Origin of the sequence: Bifidobacterium sp. ESL0690, from assembly GCF_029392315.1 — a bacterium.
GTDB lineage: Bacteria > Actinomycetota > Actinomycetes > Actinomycetales > Bifidobacteriaceae > Bifidobacterium.
Genome location: NZ_CP113939.1, coordinates 1,122,238 through 1,137,092 on the forward strand (window position 1 = coordinate 1,122,238; position 14,855 = coordinate 1,137,092).

Annotated in this window: 14 protein-coding genes; 8 read left to right on the forward strand and 6 right to left on the reverse strand. The window is 52.7% G+C overall.

All coding sequences use genetic code 11. The features are described 5' to 3' along the window. Positions 1-67 precede the first annotated feature (67 nt). The 4 genes from lepA to OZX62_RS04510 all read left to right on the forward strand — a co-directional run bounded on the left by lepA (position 68) and on the right by OZX62_RS04510 (position 3,367). A complete protein-coding gene (lepA, locus tag OZX62_RS04495; protein WP_277176827.1) occupies positions 68-1,960 on the forward strand; it encodes a translation elongation factor 4 in 1,893 nt (630 codons plus the stop codon). A 101-nt stretch (positions 1,961-2,061) separates the two neighbouring features. Beyond that, entirely contained in the window at positions 2,062-2,754 is a 693-nt protein-coding gene (locus OZX62_RS04500; protein ID WP_277176828.1) for a nitroreductase family protein, read from the forward strand. 81 nt (positions 2,755-2,835) lie between these two features. Further along, the gene (locus OZX62_RS04505; protein ID WP_277176829.1) at positions 2,836-3,096 is read left to right on the forward strand and encodes a type II toxin-antitoxin system RelB/DinJ family antitoxin; all 261 of its coding nucleotides are present in this window, start codon (positions 2,836-2,838) and stop codon (positions 3,094-3,096) included. Further along, complete coding sequence (locus tag OZX62_RS04510; RefSeq protein WP_277176830.1) at positions 3,077-3,367, forward strand: type II toxin-antitoxin system YafQ family toxin; 291 nt, start codon at positions 3,077-3,079, stop codon at positions 3,365-3,367. Before OZX62_RS04505 ends, OZX62_RS04510 begins: the two co-directional genes overlap by 20 nt. Before the next feature lie 17 nt (positions 3,368-3,384). Here the strand turns inward: OZX62_RS04510 and OZX62_RS04515 are convergent, their stop codons facing one another. From OZX62_RS04515 to OZX62_RS04540, 6 genes are all read right to left on the reverse strand, one after another. Continuing rightward, the gene (locus OZX62_RS04515) at positions 3,385-4,689 is read right to left on the reverse strand and encodes an AAA family ATPase (protein WP_277176831.1); all 1,305 of its coding nucleotides are present in this window, start codon (positions 4,687-4,689) and stop codon (positions 3,385-3,387) included. 177 nt (positions 4,690-4,866) lie between these two features. Next, complete coding sequence (locus OZX62_RS04520; RefSeq protein ID WP_277176832.1) at positions 4,867-5,277, reverse strand: hypothetical protein; 411 nt, start codon at positions 5,275-5,277, stop codon at positions 4,867-4,869. Positions 5,278-5,336: 59 nt separating this feature from the next. Beyond that, positions 5,337-7,034 (reverse strand): zinc-ribbon domain-containing protein, encoded by a 1,698-nt coding sequence (locus OZX62_RS04525; RefSeq protein ID WP_277176833.1) that lies wholly within the window; start codon positions 7,032-7,034, stop codon positions 5,337-5,339. Positions 7,035-7,151: 117 nt separating this feature from the next. Next, entirely contained in the window at positions 7,152-7,385 is a 234-nt protein-coding gene (locus tag OZX62_RS04530; protein ID WP_277176834.1) for a hypothetical protein, read from the reverse strand. 76 nt (positions 7,386-7,461) lie between these two features. Then, complete coding sequence (locus tag OZX62_RS04535) at positions 7,462-8,205, reverse strand: response regulator transcription factor (RefSeq protein WP_277176835.1); 744 nt, start codon at positions 8,203-8,205, stop codon at positions 7,462-7,464. Beyond that, complete coding sequence (locus OZX62_RS04540) at positions 8,202-9,482, reverse strand: histidine kinase (protein WP_277176836.1); 1,281 nt, start codon at positions 9,480-9,482, stop codon at positions 8,202-8,204. Before OZX62_RS04540 ends, OZX62_RS04535 begins: the two co-directional genes overlap by 4 nt. A gap of 268 nt (positions 9,483-9,750) precedes the next feature. Between OZX62_RS04540 and OZX62_RS04545 the strand changes: the two genes are divergently transcribed. From OZX62_RS04545 to hemW, 4 genes are all read left to right on the forward strand, one after another. Then, positions 9,751-10,722, forward strand: coding sequence for an ABC transporter ATP-binding protein (locus OZX62_RS04545; RefSeq protein ID WP_277176837.1), 972 nt, complete (start codon positions 9,751-9,753; stop codon positions 10,720-10,722). 9 nt (positions 10,723-10,731) lie between these two features. Then, entirely contained in the window at positions 10,732-11,964 is a 1,233-nt protein-coding gene (locus tag OZX62_RS04550) for an ABC transporter permease (RefSeq protein ID WP_277176838.1), read from the forward strand. Beyond that, entirely contained in the window at positions 11,951-13,231 is a 1,281-nt protein-coding gene (locus OZX62_RS04555) for an ABC transporter permease (protein WP_277176839.1), read from the forward strand. Before OZX62_RS04550 ends, OZX62_RS04555 begins: the two co-directional genes overlap by 14 nt. A 95-nt stretch (positions 13,232-13,326) precedes the next feature. Continuing rightward, positions 13,327-14,772, forward strand: coding sequence for a radical SAM family heme chaperone HemW (hemW, locus tag OZX62_RS04560; RefSeq protein WP_277176840.1), 1,446 nt, complete (start codon positions 13,327-13,329; stop codon positions 14,770-14,772). Positions 14,773-14,855: the final 83 nt, after the last annotated feature.

Sequence of the window (14,855 nt, forward strand, 5' to 3'; positions counted from 1 at the left end):
GCCTAGTATAGGAAAAGCGGAATCAGAGAGACTCCGCTACGAAATGTGTATAAAAGGAGTGGCATCAGTGACTGAGGCGAAGAACAAACCGGGATTCACCGATCAATCGCTGATTCGTAATTTCTGCATCATCGCGCATATCGACCATGGCAAGTCCACGGTGGCCGACCGCATTCTTCAGCTTTCCGGCATCGTGCCGCAGCGCGAGATGCACGACCGCTTCCTCGACCGCATGGATATCGAGCAGGAGCGTGGCATCACCATCAAATCGCAGGCCGTGCGCGTGCCGTGGACCTTCGACGGGCAGGAATACACGCTCGGTATGATCGACACTCCTGGACACGTCGATTTCACCTACGAGGTCTCGCGTGCCTTGGCCGCGTGCGAAGGCGCGGTGCTGCTGGTCGACGCCACGCAGGGTATCGAGGCGCAGACGCTTTCCAACCTTTATATGGCCATCGAGGATGATCTGACCATCATTCCGGTCTTGAACAAGATTGACCTGCCCAGTGCGGAACCGGACAAACATGCCGAAGAGATCGCGAACCTGCTGGGTTGCAAGCCTTCGGACGTGCTGCGCGTTTCTGGTAAAACCGGCGAAGGCATCAAGGATTTGCTCGACCAGATTGTGCTGGAAATCCCCGCACCGCACGGCGACCCGAAGGCCCCTGCCCGTGCGCTGATTTTCGATTCTGTTTACGACACCTATCGCGGCATCGTCACCTATATCCGTATGGTCGACGGCGAACTGAAGAGCCGCGAGAAAGTGCACATGATGGGTATCGGCATGACGCACGAGCCCATCGAAATCGGCGTGATCAGCCCGGATATGACCCCGACCAAGGCGCTTGGCGCAGGCGAGGTCGGCTACATCATCACCGGTGCGAAGGATGTCAGCCAGTCCAAGGTCGGCGACACCGTCACCTCGGCCGTGCGCTCCGCTTCTGAGCCGTTGCCAGGCTATCGTGACCCGCATCCGATGGTTTACGCCGGTATTTTCCCGATTGACAACGCCCAGTTCCCGGAACTGCGCGACGCGCTCGACAAGCTAAAGCTCAATGATGCTGCACTGACTTACGAACCAGAAACATCGGTAGCGTTGGGCTTCGGCTTCCGCTGTGGCTTCCTCGGGCTTTTGCACATGGAGATTGTGGTCGAGCGACTGAGCCGCGAGTTCGGGCTGGATTTGATTTCCACCGCGCCCAACGTGACTTACAAGGTCACCACCGAAGACGGCACGATGCACGAGGTCAAGAACCCGAGCGAATTCCCCGACGGCAAGATCAAGCAGATCGTCGAGCCGATGGTTGCGGCCGACATCATCACGCCCAAGGAATTCATCGGATCGGTGATGGACTTGTGCCAGGATCATCGCGGCGAAATGGGAACGATGGAGTATCTGAGTCCCGAGCGCGTCGAGATGCACTATCGCATTCCGCTGGCCGAAATCGTCTTCGACTTCTTTGACCAGCTCAAGAGCCGCACCAAAGGTTATGCTTCGCTTGACTACCATGAGGACGGCGAACAAAGCGCTGATCTGGTCAAGGTCGATATCCTGATCCAGGGGGAGAAGGTTGATGCCTTCAGCGCCATCGTCCACCGTGACAAGTCGTATAGCTACGGTGTGATGATGACCAAGAAGCTGCAGAAGCTTATTCCCCGTCAGCAGTTCGAAATCCCGATTCAGGCGGCCATCGGCTCCCGCGTCATCGCCCGTGAGACCATCCGCGCCTTGCGCAAGGACGTGCTTGCCAAGTGCTACGGCGGCGACATCACCCGTAAGCGCAAGCTGCTCGAAAAGCAGAAGGCTGGCAAGAAGCGCATGAAGATGCTCGGCCATGTCGAGGTTCCGCAGGAGGCGTTCGTCGCTGCGCTGTCTACTGGCGAGGCCGGCCCCAACGCTTCGATGGACATCGACACCAAAAATAAGATCCGTGCTGCCGAAAAGGCCGTGAAGTAACAGATACAGGGATATCGCATATCGAATTGTTTCTGATTCCGATTTGGTGGAAACGAATACGATTTCTCATGAAATCGAAAACGCTGCAAAGTAGGGAAAATATGGAACTGAGTGAAGCGATTCGGGTACGGCATGCAGTTCGGCATTATACGGACAAGCCGATTCCACAGGATATAGTCGACGAGTTGCAGAAGACCATTGACCGGTGCAATCGCGAAGGCAACTTACGCATGCAGCTGAAGCTCAATGACCCCGCGGCGTTCGAAGGTTTCCTTACCGATTACGGCATTTACAAAGGTGCCCGCAACCTCGTTGCCATCGTCTCGGACAAAACGCCTGACTGGGAGGAACGCTGCGGCTACTACGGTGCGCATGTGCTGTTGCGGGCCACTCAGCTCGGTCTCGATACAGGCTGGGTGCGCCAGTTCGGGCGCCATCTTTCCAAACATGTCGCGCTGGAAAGCGGCGAACGGCCGAGGTTCGCCATCGTCATGGGTTATGGAACCAATCACGGCCACCAGCATCGTTCCAAGCGCTATGACCAGGTCGCTCGTGTTCCGAAAGGCATGGGAACACCGAAATGGTTCTGCAACGGGGTAGAAGCGGCATTGCTTGCACCCACGTCCCTGAACCAGCAAAAATTCGTTTTCACCCTTCAACCCGATGGCCATACTGTAGAAGCGAAGGCCGGCCTAGGCCTCTGCACCCACACTGACTTAGGCATCGCAAAATACCATTTCGAAATCGGTGCCGGCCCTGATGCTGATTTTGTGTGGTCAAGAGTCGAACATTAATTTGCTATTGGGAAAATGCTTATACTTCGTTCTATCATTGTATAAACGTTGTCAAACATAATTTTACATATGGAGATGGTTATGAATAGCGCGACGATAGCGATTCGGACGGATCCACAGATCAAGAAGCAGGCCCAAGAGGTTTTCAAGGGGCTTGGATTGGATATGAGCAGTGCCATCAATATGTTCTTGCAGCAGACCATCAATGACCGTGGTCTGCCTTTCCGTCCAACACTTTCCAAGTTCGAGAAAGGGGTGTTGGACGCCGCCGAAGGCCCGACCCGCTCGTTCGACAATATCGACGATTTGATGAAGGAACTTCGTGGCACTGCAACAGATTGAACGCACTGCGACGTTTCTCCGACAAGCGAAGCAATTACGCCGTAAACACTACGATTTCGATAAGCTCGAGAAGGTCATTCGCCTCCTGATGGCGCAGGACCATGAGGTGTTGCGCCGCCGGTACCGTGACCACGCGTTGAAAGGGAACCTGCGTAATTTTCGTGAGTTACACATCGAAGCGGATTGGCTGCTGATTTATCAGATCAAGGGTGACGTGTTGACGTTGGTGTTGGTGGAAACGGGTAGTCACCAGCAATTGCTCGGCAAATAATGGGAAAAAGAATCCCTCTATAGAAAAGTGACCATGTAGACAGGGCAATAGATGATGTTGTCTTCTGCCGAAAGGTTGTCCTCGCACAAGACGATGGCATGGTCGATGTCCCAGTTTGGAGTTTTCATCACGTTGCTTAGAGCACTGTGCCGCTTGTAATCCTTGCCGGATTTGACCTCGATCGGTATTGCCCCCGATATCGGTGTGTCGATGACGAAATCGAGTTCTCCGAACTTTTTGTTGCGATAATAATAAAGCTCATGGCCGTGTGCGTGCAGTTCCTCGGCAACGACGTTTTCGTATATAGAGCCGTAATTGACACCAAGTTTGTCGCTGATGATACTACGGGTGACCTGCATTCCGCATGCGGCGGTGAGTAAGCCGACATCATTGAAGAAAAGCTTAAAATATTGCCGGTTTTCTGCCAGTTTAAGAGGTGTTCGTGGTTCCTTTACATTGCGCACCGGCAAGGCAACACCGGCGTCGACCAGCCACAGAAAATCGTCGCGGTAACGCTCGTAACGTCCTTTCGAAGCCAATGCACTGAAGTTGAAGCGTTTTGATTGTGAATTCAGTTGTGAGGGCATCCGATCGAAAACTTCCCGGATGGCAAGTTTCCTGTCATCGGCATACTTTGTAATATCCGCTCGGTAGAAGTGCAGAATATCGTTTTGTACGATATCGACTTGGCCGAGATTCTGCGTGCGGACGAATTCATCAACCGCTTGGGGCATACCGCCGATGATGAGATATCGATGAAAGAGAGTCATTAATCGTTCATGAACGGCTGAACTGACTGGCCGGTGTGAACGAAAAGCATTTCGAGCTTCGTTCCACGCCTCTTTCCCAACGCCATTGGCCCGACAGAATTCTTCGAAATCAAGTGGATGCATATCGATTGCATGGAGATAGCCGACCGGAAAAGAGCGGACGTCATTAAGCTCGACTCCAAGCAAGGAACCGGAAAGAATAAAGTCATAACCTTTTCGCTGGGTCAGATACTTAATTGCGGTGACTATCTTGCTGCACTCCTGAACTTCGTCGATGAAAATCAGCGTGTTTCCGGGCACCATCTCTGCTCCGGCAAAAGCTGAAATAGCTAAGAATAATTCTTCAGCGCCGTTCGCAGTGTTGAATGTGGACAGCATTTCGGGCTGTTCAATGAGATCGAGATGAATATAATGTTCATATTCGTTGCGGCCGAATTCGTTGATGATGAAAGTCTTGCCTACCTGTCTAGCTCCGGTCACCAGGCAGGCTTGCGTGGTCTTGTTGTTTTTCCAATTCAGCAAGTCTTGATAGACCTTACGAAACAGTGCCATTCTTCATCCATTCTTACACTTATCCAACCTTATTCTCCTAATGATTGTACACTTATCCAACCTTAATTGCTTCAGAAATATACACTTTTCCAACCAATTGAGAATCTCGATAAAGAAAAAATTTAACAATTTTCTCTACTATGTTTCTTAGTGTTGCTGTGTTATGAAATAGATATTTCATTGCTCGTGGATAAGTTCTAAGATTCTTTCCCAAGGAATTATCTTACGGATAGCGGCGCATTGGGATGAAACATTACTTTTTGAAGAAGCCATATTCGCAGCAGATTGTACGATTTCTGAATCTTCTCCTAGTGCTTCGGCCACCCAGAGCAATCCTGGAGCACATAAAAAGTGATTCCAGAACGACTTAGCATCAAGATTATGGTTTTTGCGATGGTAGGCCCCAGAACTGTTATACTCATTCAGCCATCGCGTGACATGTGTACGCTGGCTGTCCCACCAATGAGGGCCGGAAAGAAATTCATGTTCGTATGCATCTGAAATTGGATAATGTTTATTCTTACTGGAAAGAAGGCGAGATAATTCTCTTGGTGTCCATTCCTTGTTGTGCTTATGCAGATGCAGCATAATGTGACTCGATTTCTATTAATTGGGATTAAGCTCTCGACTTCGATTGCTGGAATGTTTTATAGATTTTGTCCAGATATTGAATCTACAAAAGCCTCCACTAGTTCCAAGTTCTTTCTTATTTCTGGGTGTTCTTTGTAAACTGTAATTTCTTTGTATTTATTGCCAAGATTCCCTAATGAGGCTAAGCCGTGTTCGCGAAGGCGAAACACAATCCAACCGGCATCTAAGAGGTCTTGAGTTTTTCGAGTATCAGTGTCAACTTTAGTTCTGTGCCAGTAATCCCCATCATATTCAATGGCGATATTCTGGTCATTGATGCGACAAATAATGTCAGGTCTCCAAGCTGATCCACGACTGAACGAATTGTTTTTTAGCAATACGCCGGAACGTACGTTTTCAAAAAGTTCCCTTGCTTCAGCGAAATATTCGAGTTCAATAGCTGATTTGCCGGTTTCCTTGCATTCAGGGCAAGATGAATGCCCTTGCCAACGGGAAAGAGTACTCGCTTGCCATTGATGATGCGGATTTACTGAACAGATCCATTTTGGCACAAATGGAGTTGCACCAGTTGGTGTTATTTCCCAAGCTGTTAATGGATTTTCAGGAGACCATTCTTTGGCAAGATCAGGAGCAAAATAAGCCAATGAACCCACAAGTGTTTTGCATTTAGGACATAGCCACATAGGGTGAAGAAAACGGTCTTTTACGCGTTGCTGCCACTCATAATTACAACGGCCGCACTTCCACCAGACATTACGTTTCGAATCAGCTGTGACATTCCCAGGATTCCAATTACCATTTTTCTCGGGATTCCATTGCTCAGATATTTCAGGACAAACAAATGCCAAAGCTCGGTCGCCTATTCCTTTTGCTTTTGTTCTAAGCATTTTGCAGACAGGACATCCGTGGAGATAGGTGCTGGGAGACATTGTTACTTGATGACCTTTGGGGCACTGAAATCTATAAGCAGCTTTGTCGTTGTGTGAATCATCCAGTGTGACACTATTTGGGTTGCTTTCATCGTTCCAAGCTTCAGATAATTGTGGAATATCTGAAACTCGGGTGTTTATTTCCCAACGTTGTTGTTTTCCGTATCGTTTACGAATCTTTTCCTTTGTTCTACGGGAACACTCAGGACAAGATGGCATATAAACTGGCGCTGTTTGGAATCGATGTCCACAGTTAGGGCATTTCCACCAATATTGTTTTATTGCAGAGTTACGTGGTGCTGTCTTCCATTCGTCAATGTTGTTCCGCTCAAAGTCCCACCATTCATACAATCCAGAATCGGAATCAGAGACGAGAGGTTTTCCCTGGTTTCTTGGTTTTACTGTCGCAGATCCAGCTTTACTCATGCAAGGGCATCCAAATTGAAAAATACTGGAATCTTCAATGAGTCTGCGACCACATCGAAGACATTCAACAATTATTGCATAGAGACGTTGACCGTCATAGAGGACATCAACAAGGTTAAAACTGCATTCTTTGCATTTCTCTTGGATACGTTTATAGTCTTTTGCTTGTTGATCTTTAGAGACCACTGTAGGCTGTTGCTGTTTATGTCCTCTCAGATAACAAGCATCACAAGCGACTCGTTCGTAAGGAGATAATTCCCGCTTCCAGACTGTTTTTGGAATGTAATCCGCAGCGATTCCACATTCAATGCACTGGCATCTAACATATTTGCTTGTGTTCTGGAACTCACCAATGAGTTCCAAACCTTTTTCAAGAAACTTTTTATGAACACAGTTCATGCAGACTCGTGCTTTTGGTTTGAATACAGGGTTAACGCCACATATTCGACACAGTCTTTCTGCCATGATGTAAATTATATCGGTTTATAATTTCTGCAAGTTCATAGGGGAAAGATTTCAGGTATTTGCGTATTCTTTTTCGATTGAGCGGAAGTCATCGATCATCGGCTTGACGCGGGCGAACCAATGACAGAGGAAGGGAACACCCTCTTCGCCAAACGTGGAAGACAGAATATTGCCTTGATTGTCCATGACGGCGGTGCGGTCAAAGCCCTGTTCGAAGATGCGCAGAGAGTCGTCGTCCCATTGCATTTTGATGCCATCGATGATGAACACATTTTCGTCGCTCATGTCTCCTCCTTCAGTATTTGAATCCGTGAATCTGAAACTAGTTTAGCAGAGATTGCTCCATTCCAAGGGGTGAAGATCAGTGCTGACCGGCGTTGAGCCAGGCTATGGCCAGTTGGGTGCGGTTGGCGAGGCAGAGCTTGGTGAGAATGTCGGTGATACGGTTGCGGACGGTGCCTTCGCTTAGGTAGAGCTGGGCGGCGATGTCGTGGTTATCAAGGCCTTGGGCGACCAAACTGGCGATGTCGCGTTCGCGAGCGCTCAATGTTGAGAACGCTGAAGTGGGCACATTGATAACGTCTTTCAGGGGTGCGTTCGATGGGACATCTCTAGGGATGTCACGTTCGCGGGCTGTGAATGACGTGTTCATGCGGGTGTTGTCTCCGGCTTCACTTCTACTGGTTGCTGAAGCGGCTGCGGATAGTTTGCCGAGCACTTGTGCGCCGAGTACGACCTGACCGGCCATTACCGCCTGAAGCGCAGGGCCTACGGAAGACGCATCCTGCTTGATGAGGTAGCCTTTGGCTCCCAGCGCGATGGCCTGATCGATGTATTCCTTATCATCGAAGGTGGTGAGGAAAAGGATACGGGCGGCCTTGTCACGCGCTAGGATTCGCCGTGCGGCTTCCAGACCGTCGACGCCGGGCATCTGGATATCAATCAAGAGCACGTCGGGTCTGTCTGCTGGGTCGCCAAAATATTTGGCTATTGCCGCTTCGCCGTCATTCGCGGTCCATAACACCTCTGCGGCGTTCACCGCCTCGAGAATCGTCGTGAGTGACGAGCAGACGATCGGATCATCGTCGACGATTGCGGTTTTCATACGGTTTCTTCTTCCTTATTGCTGGTATCTGTGTTTGTGCTCGTCCACGGTGCTTTCGGCAGCGAGACGAACACACGCCAGCCGTCGCGGTACGGGCCACAAAGCGAGGTACCGCCGAGGGCGTGGACACGTTGCTCTATGTCCGCCAGGCCCATGCCGCGAAGGTCGGGGATGATTCCGTTCGTGGATTGAGCCGTTGGTTTCGTCGCTGCTTTGTTAAACACCGCAAGTTGCCAGAACGCGGGATAATCATGCAACGAAACGTTGGCGCTACTCGCATCAGAGTGGCGAATCACATTGGTCAATGCCTCGCGGATGACGGCGGTGAAGCAACGGGCCACCGGGGCCGGGGTGTTTTCGATATCGCAATCCAGCGTAACGGAAAAATCCGGCCTTGCGCTATCCATGACATGCACGGCGTCCGCAATCTGCGCCTCGAAATCAGTTCCGTCGTCTTCAAGGTCGTGCACGGAACGCCGCACCATCGTCATCGCTTCGTTGAGGCTTTCGTTGATGCCAGCGAGTTGTTTCGCTGCAGTTTCGTCATCGGTAGCGTTCGCCACAGCACTGGCCGCCTGCGTCTGCATCAGAGCACGAGTAAGCAGATGTCCGACATTGTCATGAATCTCGCGGGCGATGCGGGTGCGCTCACGCAGGGTCGCCACGCGGGTCGATTCCTCTTGTTGCTCGCGCAGTGAATCGATTTGTGTCGCGTTGCGGCGGCGGGTCGCTCTGATGGTGTCTTTGAGGGCGAGCAACCTACGGTGTTCAAAATCGGAAATGGAGAAAATATATCCTAATAGAGCGGTGAGGCACGAAAAGAGCATCGCAATGGCAGCATCCAATACCGGATGAATCGCGGAATGGCGGTTGTGGACGGCTGGCAAGAACCCACCAAACCGATAAGTCCAATATGAACATATCAACGGGAGAATCCAGCACCATCGCATCAACTTGTGCCACTGCTTTTCAGATTGGTCAGTCGGAATGACCATCATTGCGAACGCGACCAATGGCATGAACGCAAGAAATTCAGGGAGCAATAACGATGGTATGCAGAACAGCAGCAAGGGGAGCGGCGCGAAATCGGGAGTATTGCCACCAAAGTGCCGGTCATCGTTGTCAAGCCATTGGGCGAGTGCCGAACAGCAAATGGCAGTAAGCAAGGCAACGATAGCGGTGACATCGAACGAGCTGTGTTGCCTCGCCGCCTCAAGCAGGGCGCAGCAAAGCAGCAATGCCACTCCGGCCGCGTCCTGAAGATACCTTTTGCTCACGATTCGAGAGTATCACCCGGTCTCTGTGGCGAATGTTGCGCCGTGTGCCGAAGGTAATCGCGTCTCGCCGCTGTAATCCATTTCTTTTCAATGATTTGTGATGTGACGTACGGTGCCCCGCAAAAATGCCAAAGACAGAAAGTAGTGACAAATGTAATTAGTGATACGACAAGAAAATGACGACACTCACCATATCTTCTGCGCTTTTCTACGACACAATGGAATCACCAACATACACAACGTTCGATATAGATAGGAAGGTTCATCTATGAACGCGAAACAAGACCCGAGCGGAACCGGCAACGTTCCCGCGGTCAAGATCAGCCATCTGGTCAAGCGTTACGGCGACCATCTGGTACTCGACGACTTCGACCTCGACGTGCCGCAAGGCAAGATATTCGGTCTGCTCGGTCCCAACGGCAGCGGCAAGACCACGTTGATTAATTGCATTCTTTCGCTCCTGACCTACGATTCGGGGAATATCAGGATTTTCGGCGAACCGATGACGCCGAGCGCCTACGTGCTCAAAGCTCGCATCGGTTTGGTGCCGCAGGATGTCGCGGTGATTGAGGAGCTGACGGTGGAGGAGAACATCGACTATTTCTGCTCGCTTTACGTGCCGAAGAAGGGCAAACGTAAACTGCTGGTCGACGAAGCCATCGCGCTGGTCGGACTCGGGGATTTCCGCAAATACCGGCCGAAGAATCTTTCCGGCGGGTTGAAGCGTCGATTGAATATTGCCTGCGGCATCGCGCACAAACCCGATCTCATCTTCTTTGACGAGCCGACCGTGGCCGTCGACCCGCAAAGCCGCAACGCCATCCTTGAAGGGATTGAACGCCTCAACTGTGCCGGAGCGACTGTGGTCTACACGAGCCATTACATGGAGGAGGTCGAGCAAATCTGCGACCAAATACTCATCATGGATCACGGCCGCCACGTCGCGGAAGGCACGGTCGGCGAGCTTAAGGCGATGGTCTCCACCGGCGACCGCATACTCGTCGAAACGCTGGATCTCGCTGACACAGCACTTGCCGATCTAAAGGGGCTGCCGACCATCGTTGATGCTGACTACGACGGCAAAACGCTGACCGTACGCTGCAAAGCAGGCGAGCGCAATCTGGTCGATGTCCTCGACCTTCTGCAACGTTCCGGTGCCAACATCGGCCACGTCTCCTCGAACCCGCCGACGTTGAACGACGTGTTCCTCGAGATGACCGGCAAGGCGCTGAGGGACTAGGAGCGCGGTATGTTCACAACGTTTAAGGCATATCTCAAAGCCGGGGTGAGAAACCCGAGCATCATCTTCTGGGTGCTGGCCTTTCCGCTCATCATGCTGGCGATGTTCCAGCTCATGTTCAGCGACATCAACGATCTAATCCACGTCGATTCGCAATCCATGGCCGTAGCCGAAGACTCGAACTGGAGCAAAACGGCCGGAGCCGAACAGGTGGTCAAGGCGCTCGCGGGTGAGCAGGAAGATGCCAAGAGTCAAGCCAAAAGCAAGGACTCGAAGAGCGACAACGAAAAGCTGATAACCATCAGACAAGCTTCCGGGGTTGCCGACGCCAAACGAATGGTGGCCGACGGCAAAGCCAAAGGCTACCTTTATGTGGACGATTCGGGAGCATTGCATATGGCGCTCGCGGATACGACGGTGAATTCCGGCAATCAGGCCGTTTCGATGAGCGTGACCGCAATCGATTACGCGTTGCAGCAATACAACGAGACCGGCCGTGTGGTCACTGCGATAGCGGCCAAGAACCATGCCGCCATGGCAAACCCGCAGGTCAGATCGAGTATCGGTTCATCGGATGGGTTCCTGCAACACGTAAGTGTGACGAGTGTAAAACCGCACCGTTTCGCACGCTATTATTTCTCGCTGCTCGGGATGGCCTGTTTGTTGGGCATGACCGTATCCATCAACCTCATCACGCTCGCCCAAGCGATCCTTTCGGCCCTTGGCGTGCGGGTCAGTGTCTCGCCGTTGCCGAAGATCCGGCAGGCGATTGCCACACTTATGGCCTCGTGGGTGCTTTCTTTTGCCTGCATGCTGATCGCGTTCCTAGCGATGCGTTACATCTTTGGTGTCGGCATAGCCGGGCGTGAGCCGGCAGCAGTGCTTGCGGTGGCGGCATCGACCTTGATGGCGAGCTCGTTGGGGCTGGTCATCGGTGCCATTCCGAAACTTTCGAAGCACGCCAAATTGAGCCTGAGCACGGTACTCACCTGCTTCTTGTCGCTGTTTACCGGTCTGTATGGCACCGGCGCGATGGCGCTAGGGGATAGGTTGCGGCAAAAGGCGCCTGTCATCGCCCAGCTCAACCCCGCCCGCCAGGTGAGTGACCTGTTCTATGACTTACTGTATTACGACAATTACCATCCATTCTTTATCGGTCTGGCTATCATGGCCGCCACCACGGTCGTTTTCGTCCTGATCGTCGTGGCGATGCTGAGGAGGCAACGTTATGAACATCTGTAAAGCCGCGCTCGCCGTCGCGAAACGGCATCGAACCTATATTCTCTTCTATCTGGTGGCGCTCAGCCTGGTCATGACGGCCATCCTGTTCCAAAGCGTCTCCGACACCCACGGATCGTCGCCCACATATTCGCCAGACCAGTCGCGTGTGGCGGTTATCGATAGAGACGGCGGTGCCGGTGGCATCGCGACCGGACTGAAGGACTACTTGGGGCAGACCAACACCGTCGTGCACGTCGATGACAACCGTCGAGCCATGCAGGACGCCATGGCCACCGACGCCACGGACGCCATTTATGTGGTGCCGAAAGGCTATATGCACGATTTCACAGATGCCGTATCCAGCGGACAAAATCCCAAACAGCTCAGTGTGGTCATCACGCAGGGCGAGCCCCAGGATCTTTCCGAAACAAAGGTTTCGACCTTCCTTTCCAATCTGCGAACGACATATCTGGCCGAAACCGCTGCGCAGGCCGGGAGTTCTCGGATTGGTGAATCTGGAATCGTGCATAGCGCCGTCCGTGAGGTCGTGCGTGCCGGCAAATCCACCAAAACGGATGCCCATGTCTCTGTCGTCACCACACATCACGCCTCCGGCAATGCTTCGGCGACGCTGGTATTCGGCCGTTCGCTCTCGCTGGGTTCCTATCCGATCGTCACATCCATGATCGTGGTCATCGCCATGGTGATCGGTGCTTTCACCGTCGAAACGACCCGTAGGCGCATGGAGGTGTCTCCGGCTCCTTCGCATGCCGTTGGTCTCGGTCTGCTGGCGGCATGCGCGGGCATCGGAGTGCTGGTAACCGTTTACTATCTGCTGCTCTCGCTGGGTGTAACCGCGATCATGACCGGTTCGCTGGCAGGCTTGACGCTGCGGCCGGTTCTGTTGGCGACATGTTCGATGGCCATCTATGTGTTCTTCGGCATTTCGATAGGTTTCGTACTTGGTCGTCTCGCTGTCTCAACCACTGCCGCCAACGGACTGGCCAATGTGCTGGGCCTCGCCATCGGCTTCACTTCCGGCGCGTGGTCGTTCGGTTCCGCGGTGATGACCGGTCCTGTGGCGTTGATTGGCAAGCTGTTGTGCGGCCGTTGGTACCTCGACGCCATCGACCGGGCCATGGGGCTGGGAACCTACGCGGGCGGCACGTCCAGTCTCGCCGGTTGGGCCTCATCGACCGGCATGGTCGCACTCTTCGCGATTGCCCTTGTATGCGTCGGCCTTGCTGTGGGCTCACCTAGACGGCATAAGGAAAGAAGTCGTTCCTGAAAATGGTTGGCAATATGCCGGTACATTCGGCAGCGACTCAATGAAACCCCTTCCCGGCAAACGTCTGGAAGGGGTTGCCGCTAGGGTAGAGGGCTATGTTCGAGGTTTATATTCATGTGCCGTTCTGTTACCGCAGGTGCGGGTACTGCGATTTCAACACCTATACGGCCGTCGATATGGGCGGTGGCGCGTCGCGCGGCAACTATGCGAACCTTGCCATCGATGAGATGCGGCTGGTCAGGGAGTGGCAGGAACGGCACGGGATTGATGAACCTGCGGCTTCGTCGGTGTTCTTCGGGGGAGGGACACCAACTTTGCTGCCCGCGGTTGATCTTGGGCGGATGCTCCACGCAGTGAAGGATATCTGGGGGATTGAAGCCGGTGCGGAAATTACTACTGAGGCTAATCCTGACACCGTCGACGAACAATATTTGGAAGCGTTGGCGGAAGCTGGATTCACACGTATTTCCTTTGGCATGCAGTCGGCGGTACCTCATGTTTTGAAAACTCTTGATCGTACGCATACCCCGGCGAATGTGACCGCGGGCGTGAAAGCGGCGAACAAAGTGGGCTTGCGCTCCAGCGTCGACCTTATCTATGGCGCGCCAGACGAGAGCATGGACGACTGGCGAAAATCCGTCGAAACCGCCATTGAACTCGGGGTGAACCATATATCGGCCTATGCGCTGACCGTCGAACCGACCACGAAAATGGGACGGCAAATAAAGGCCGGCACCATTGCCAAACCGGACGACGACGATGAGGCGGCTAAATATGAGATTGCCGACGAGCTGTTCAAACAAGCCGGTTTGCAATGGTACGAAATCTCGAACTGGGCACGTCCCGGTTATGAGAGTCGTCACAATCTGGGCTATTGGCGCAACGTCGATTGGGCCGGCATCGGCCCCGGCGCGCACTCGCACTACCGTACGTCGAACGTCGGTGCGTGGCAGGAGCATGCGGTTTCCGGCGCTCGTGATATTGGCGAAGACGGATTCAGAAAGACGAATACCGCACAAACGGAATGTAACGTATCAGGCAATCAAAGCGACTTTCAGACCGTTGACGTCAATAAACAAATAAATCAAAGTATTACATATACAGCCGAGTCGGGAGCGAAATCAGCTTCAACAAAGTCTGCTTTGTCGCGCGGCACAGGGCTTGAAACACGCTTCGACACCGAAAACAGTATGCAATCGGATGCCGCCCAGTTCGGTGTGCGCGCATGGGATATCGCCCACCCGCGCAAATGGGCCGAAGCGATGGATGCCGGAAACGTGCCGTGGCAGGGAAGCGAAGCCATCACGCATGAGGAAAACCTTGAGGAAACGGTGATGCTTGGGTTGCGCGTGCGTGAAGGGCTCGATATCTCGAGAATCGAACAGGCCTCCGGGCATGTTGTTGACCGTGCAAAACTCGACGAGATCAAGCAGTCGGGTCTGATAGAAATCCACGAAGAAAACTGCATTGTCCCGACATTGAAAGGCCGTCTGCTCAACGACACCGTCATCGAGCAAGTACTCGATATTTGTGACTGGTAACCGAATAATTAGACGAAAGTTCCGTTAACTATTCGTCAACCCGACGAGCGATGTCCACGATGTGGAAGATTTTGTCTGAAAAT

What these genes read in the sequence shown, in the direction of transcription:
- OZX62_RS04530 (WP_277176834.1), bottom strand. Translation starts at nt 7,385, where the DNA reads ATGAGCGACGAAAATGTGTTCATCATCGATGGCATCAAAATGCAATGG.
- OZX62_RS04525 (WP_277176833.1), bottom strand. Translation starts at nt 7,034, where the DNA reads ATGAACTGTGTTCATAAAAAGTTTCTTGAAAAAGGTTTGGAACTCATT.
- OZX62_RS04535 (WP_277176835.1), bottom strand. Translation starts at nt 8,205, where the DNA reads ATGAAAACCGCAATCGTCGACGATGATCCGATCGTCTGCTCGTCACTC.
- OZX62_RS04520 (WP_277176832.1), bottom strand. Translation starts at nt 5,277, where the DNA reads ATGCTGCATCTGCATAAGCACAACAAGGAATGGACACCAAGAGAATTA.
- hemW (WP_277176840.1), top strand. Translation starts at nt 13,327, where the DNA reads ATGTTCGAGGTTTATATTCATGTGCCGTTCTGTTACCGCAGGTGCGGG.
- OZX62_RS04515 (WP_277176831.1), bottom strand. Translation starts at nt 4,689, where the DNA reads ATGGCACTGTTTCGTAAGGTCTATCAAGACTTGCTGAATTGGAAAAAC.
- OZX62_RS04505 (WP_277176829.1), top strand. Translation starts at nt 2,836, where the DNA reads ATGAATAGCGCGACGATAGCGATTCGGACGGATCCACAGATCAAGAAG.
- OZX62_RS04500 (WP_277176828.1), top strand. Translation starts at nt 2,062, where the DNA reads ATGGAACTGAGTGAAGCGATTCGGGTACGGCATGCAGTTCGGCATTAT.
- OZX62_RS04550 (WP_277176838.1), top strand. Translation starts at nt 10,732, where the DNA reads ATGTTCACAACGTTTAAGGCATATCTCAAAGCCGGGGTGAGAAACCCG.
- OZX62_RS04555 (WP_277176839.1), top strand. Translation starts at nt 11,951, where the DNA reads ATGAACATCTGTAAAGCCGCGCTCGCCGTCGCGAAACGGCATCGAACC.
- OZX62_RS04545 (WP_277176837.1), top strand. Translation starts at nt 9,751, where the DNA reads ATGAACGCGAAACAAGACCCGAGCGGAACCGGCAACGTTCCCGCGGTC.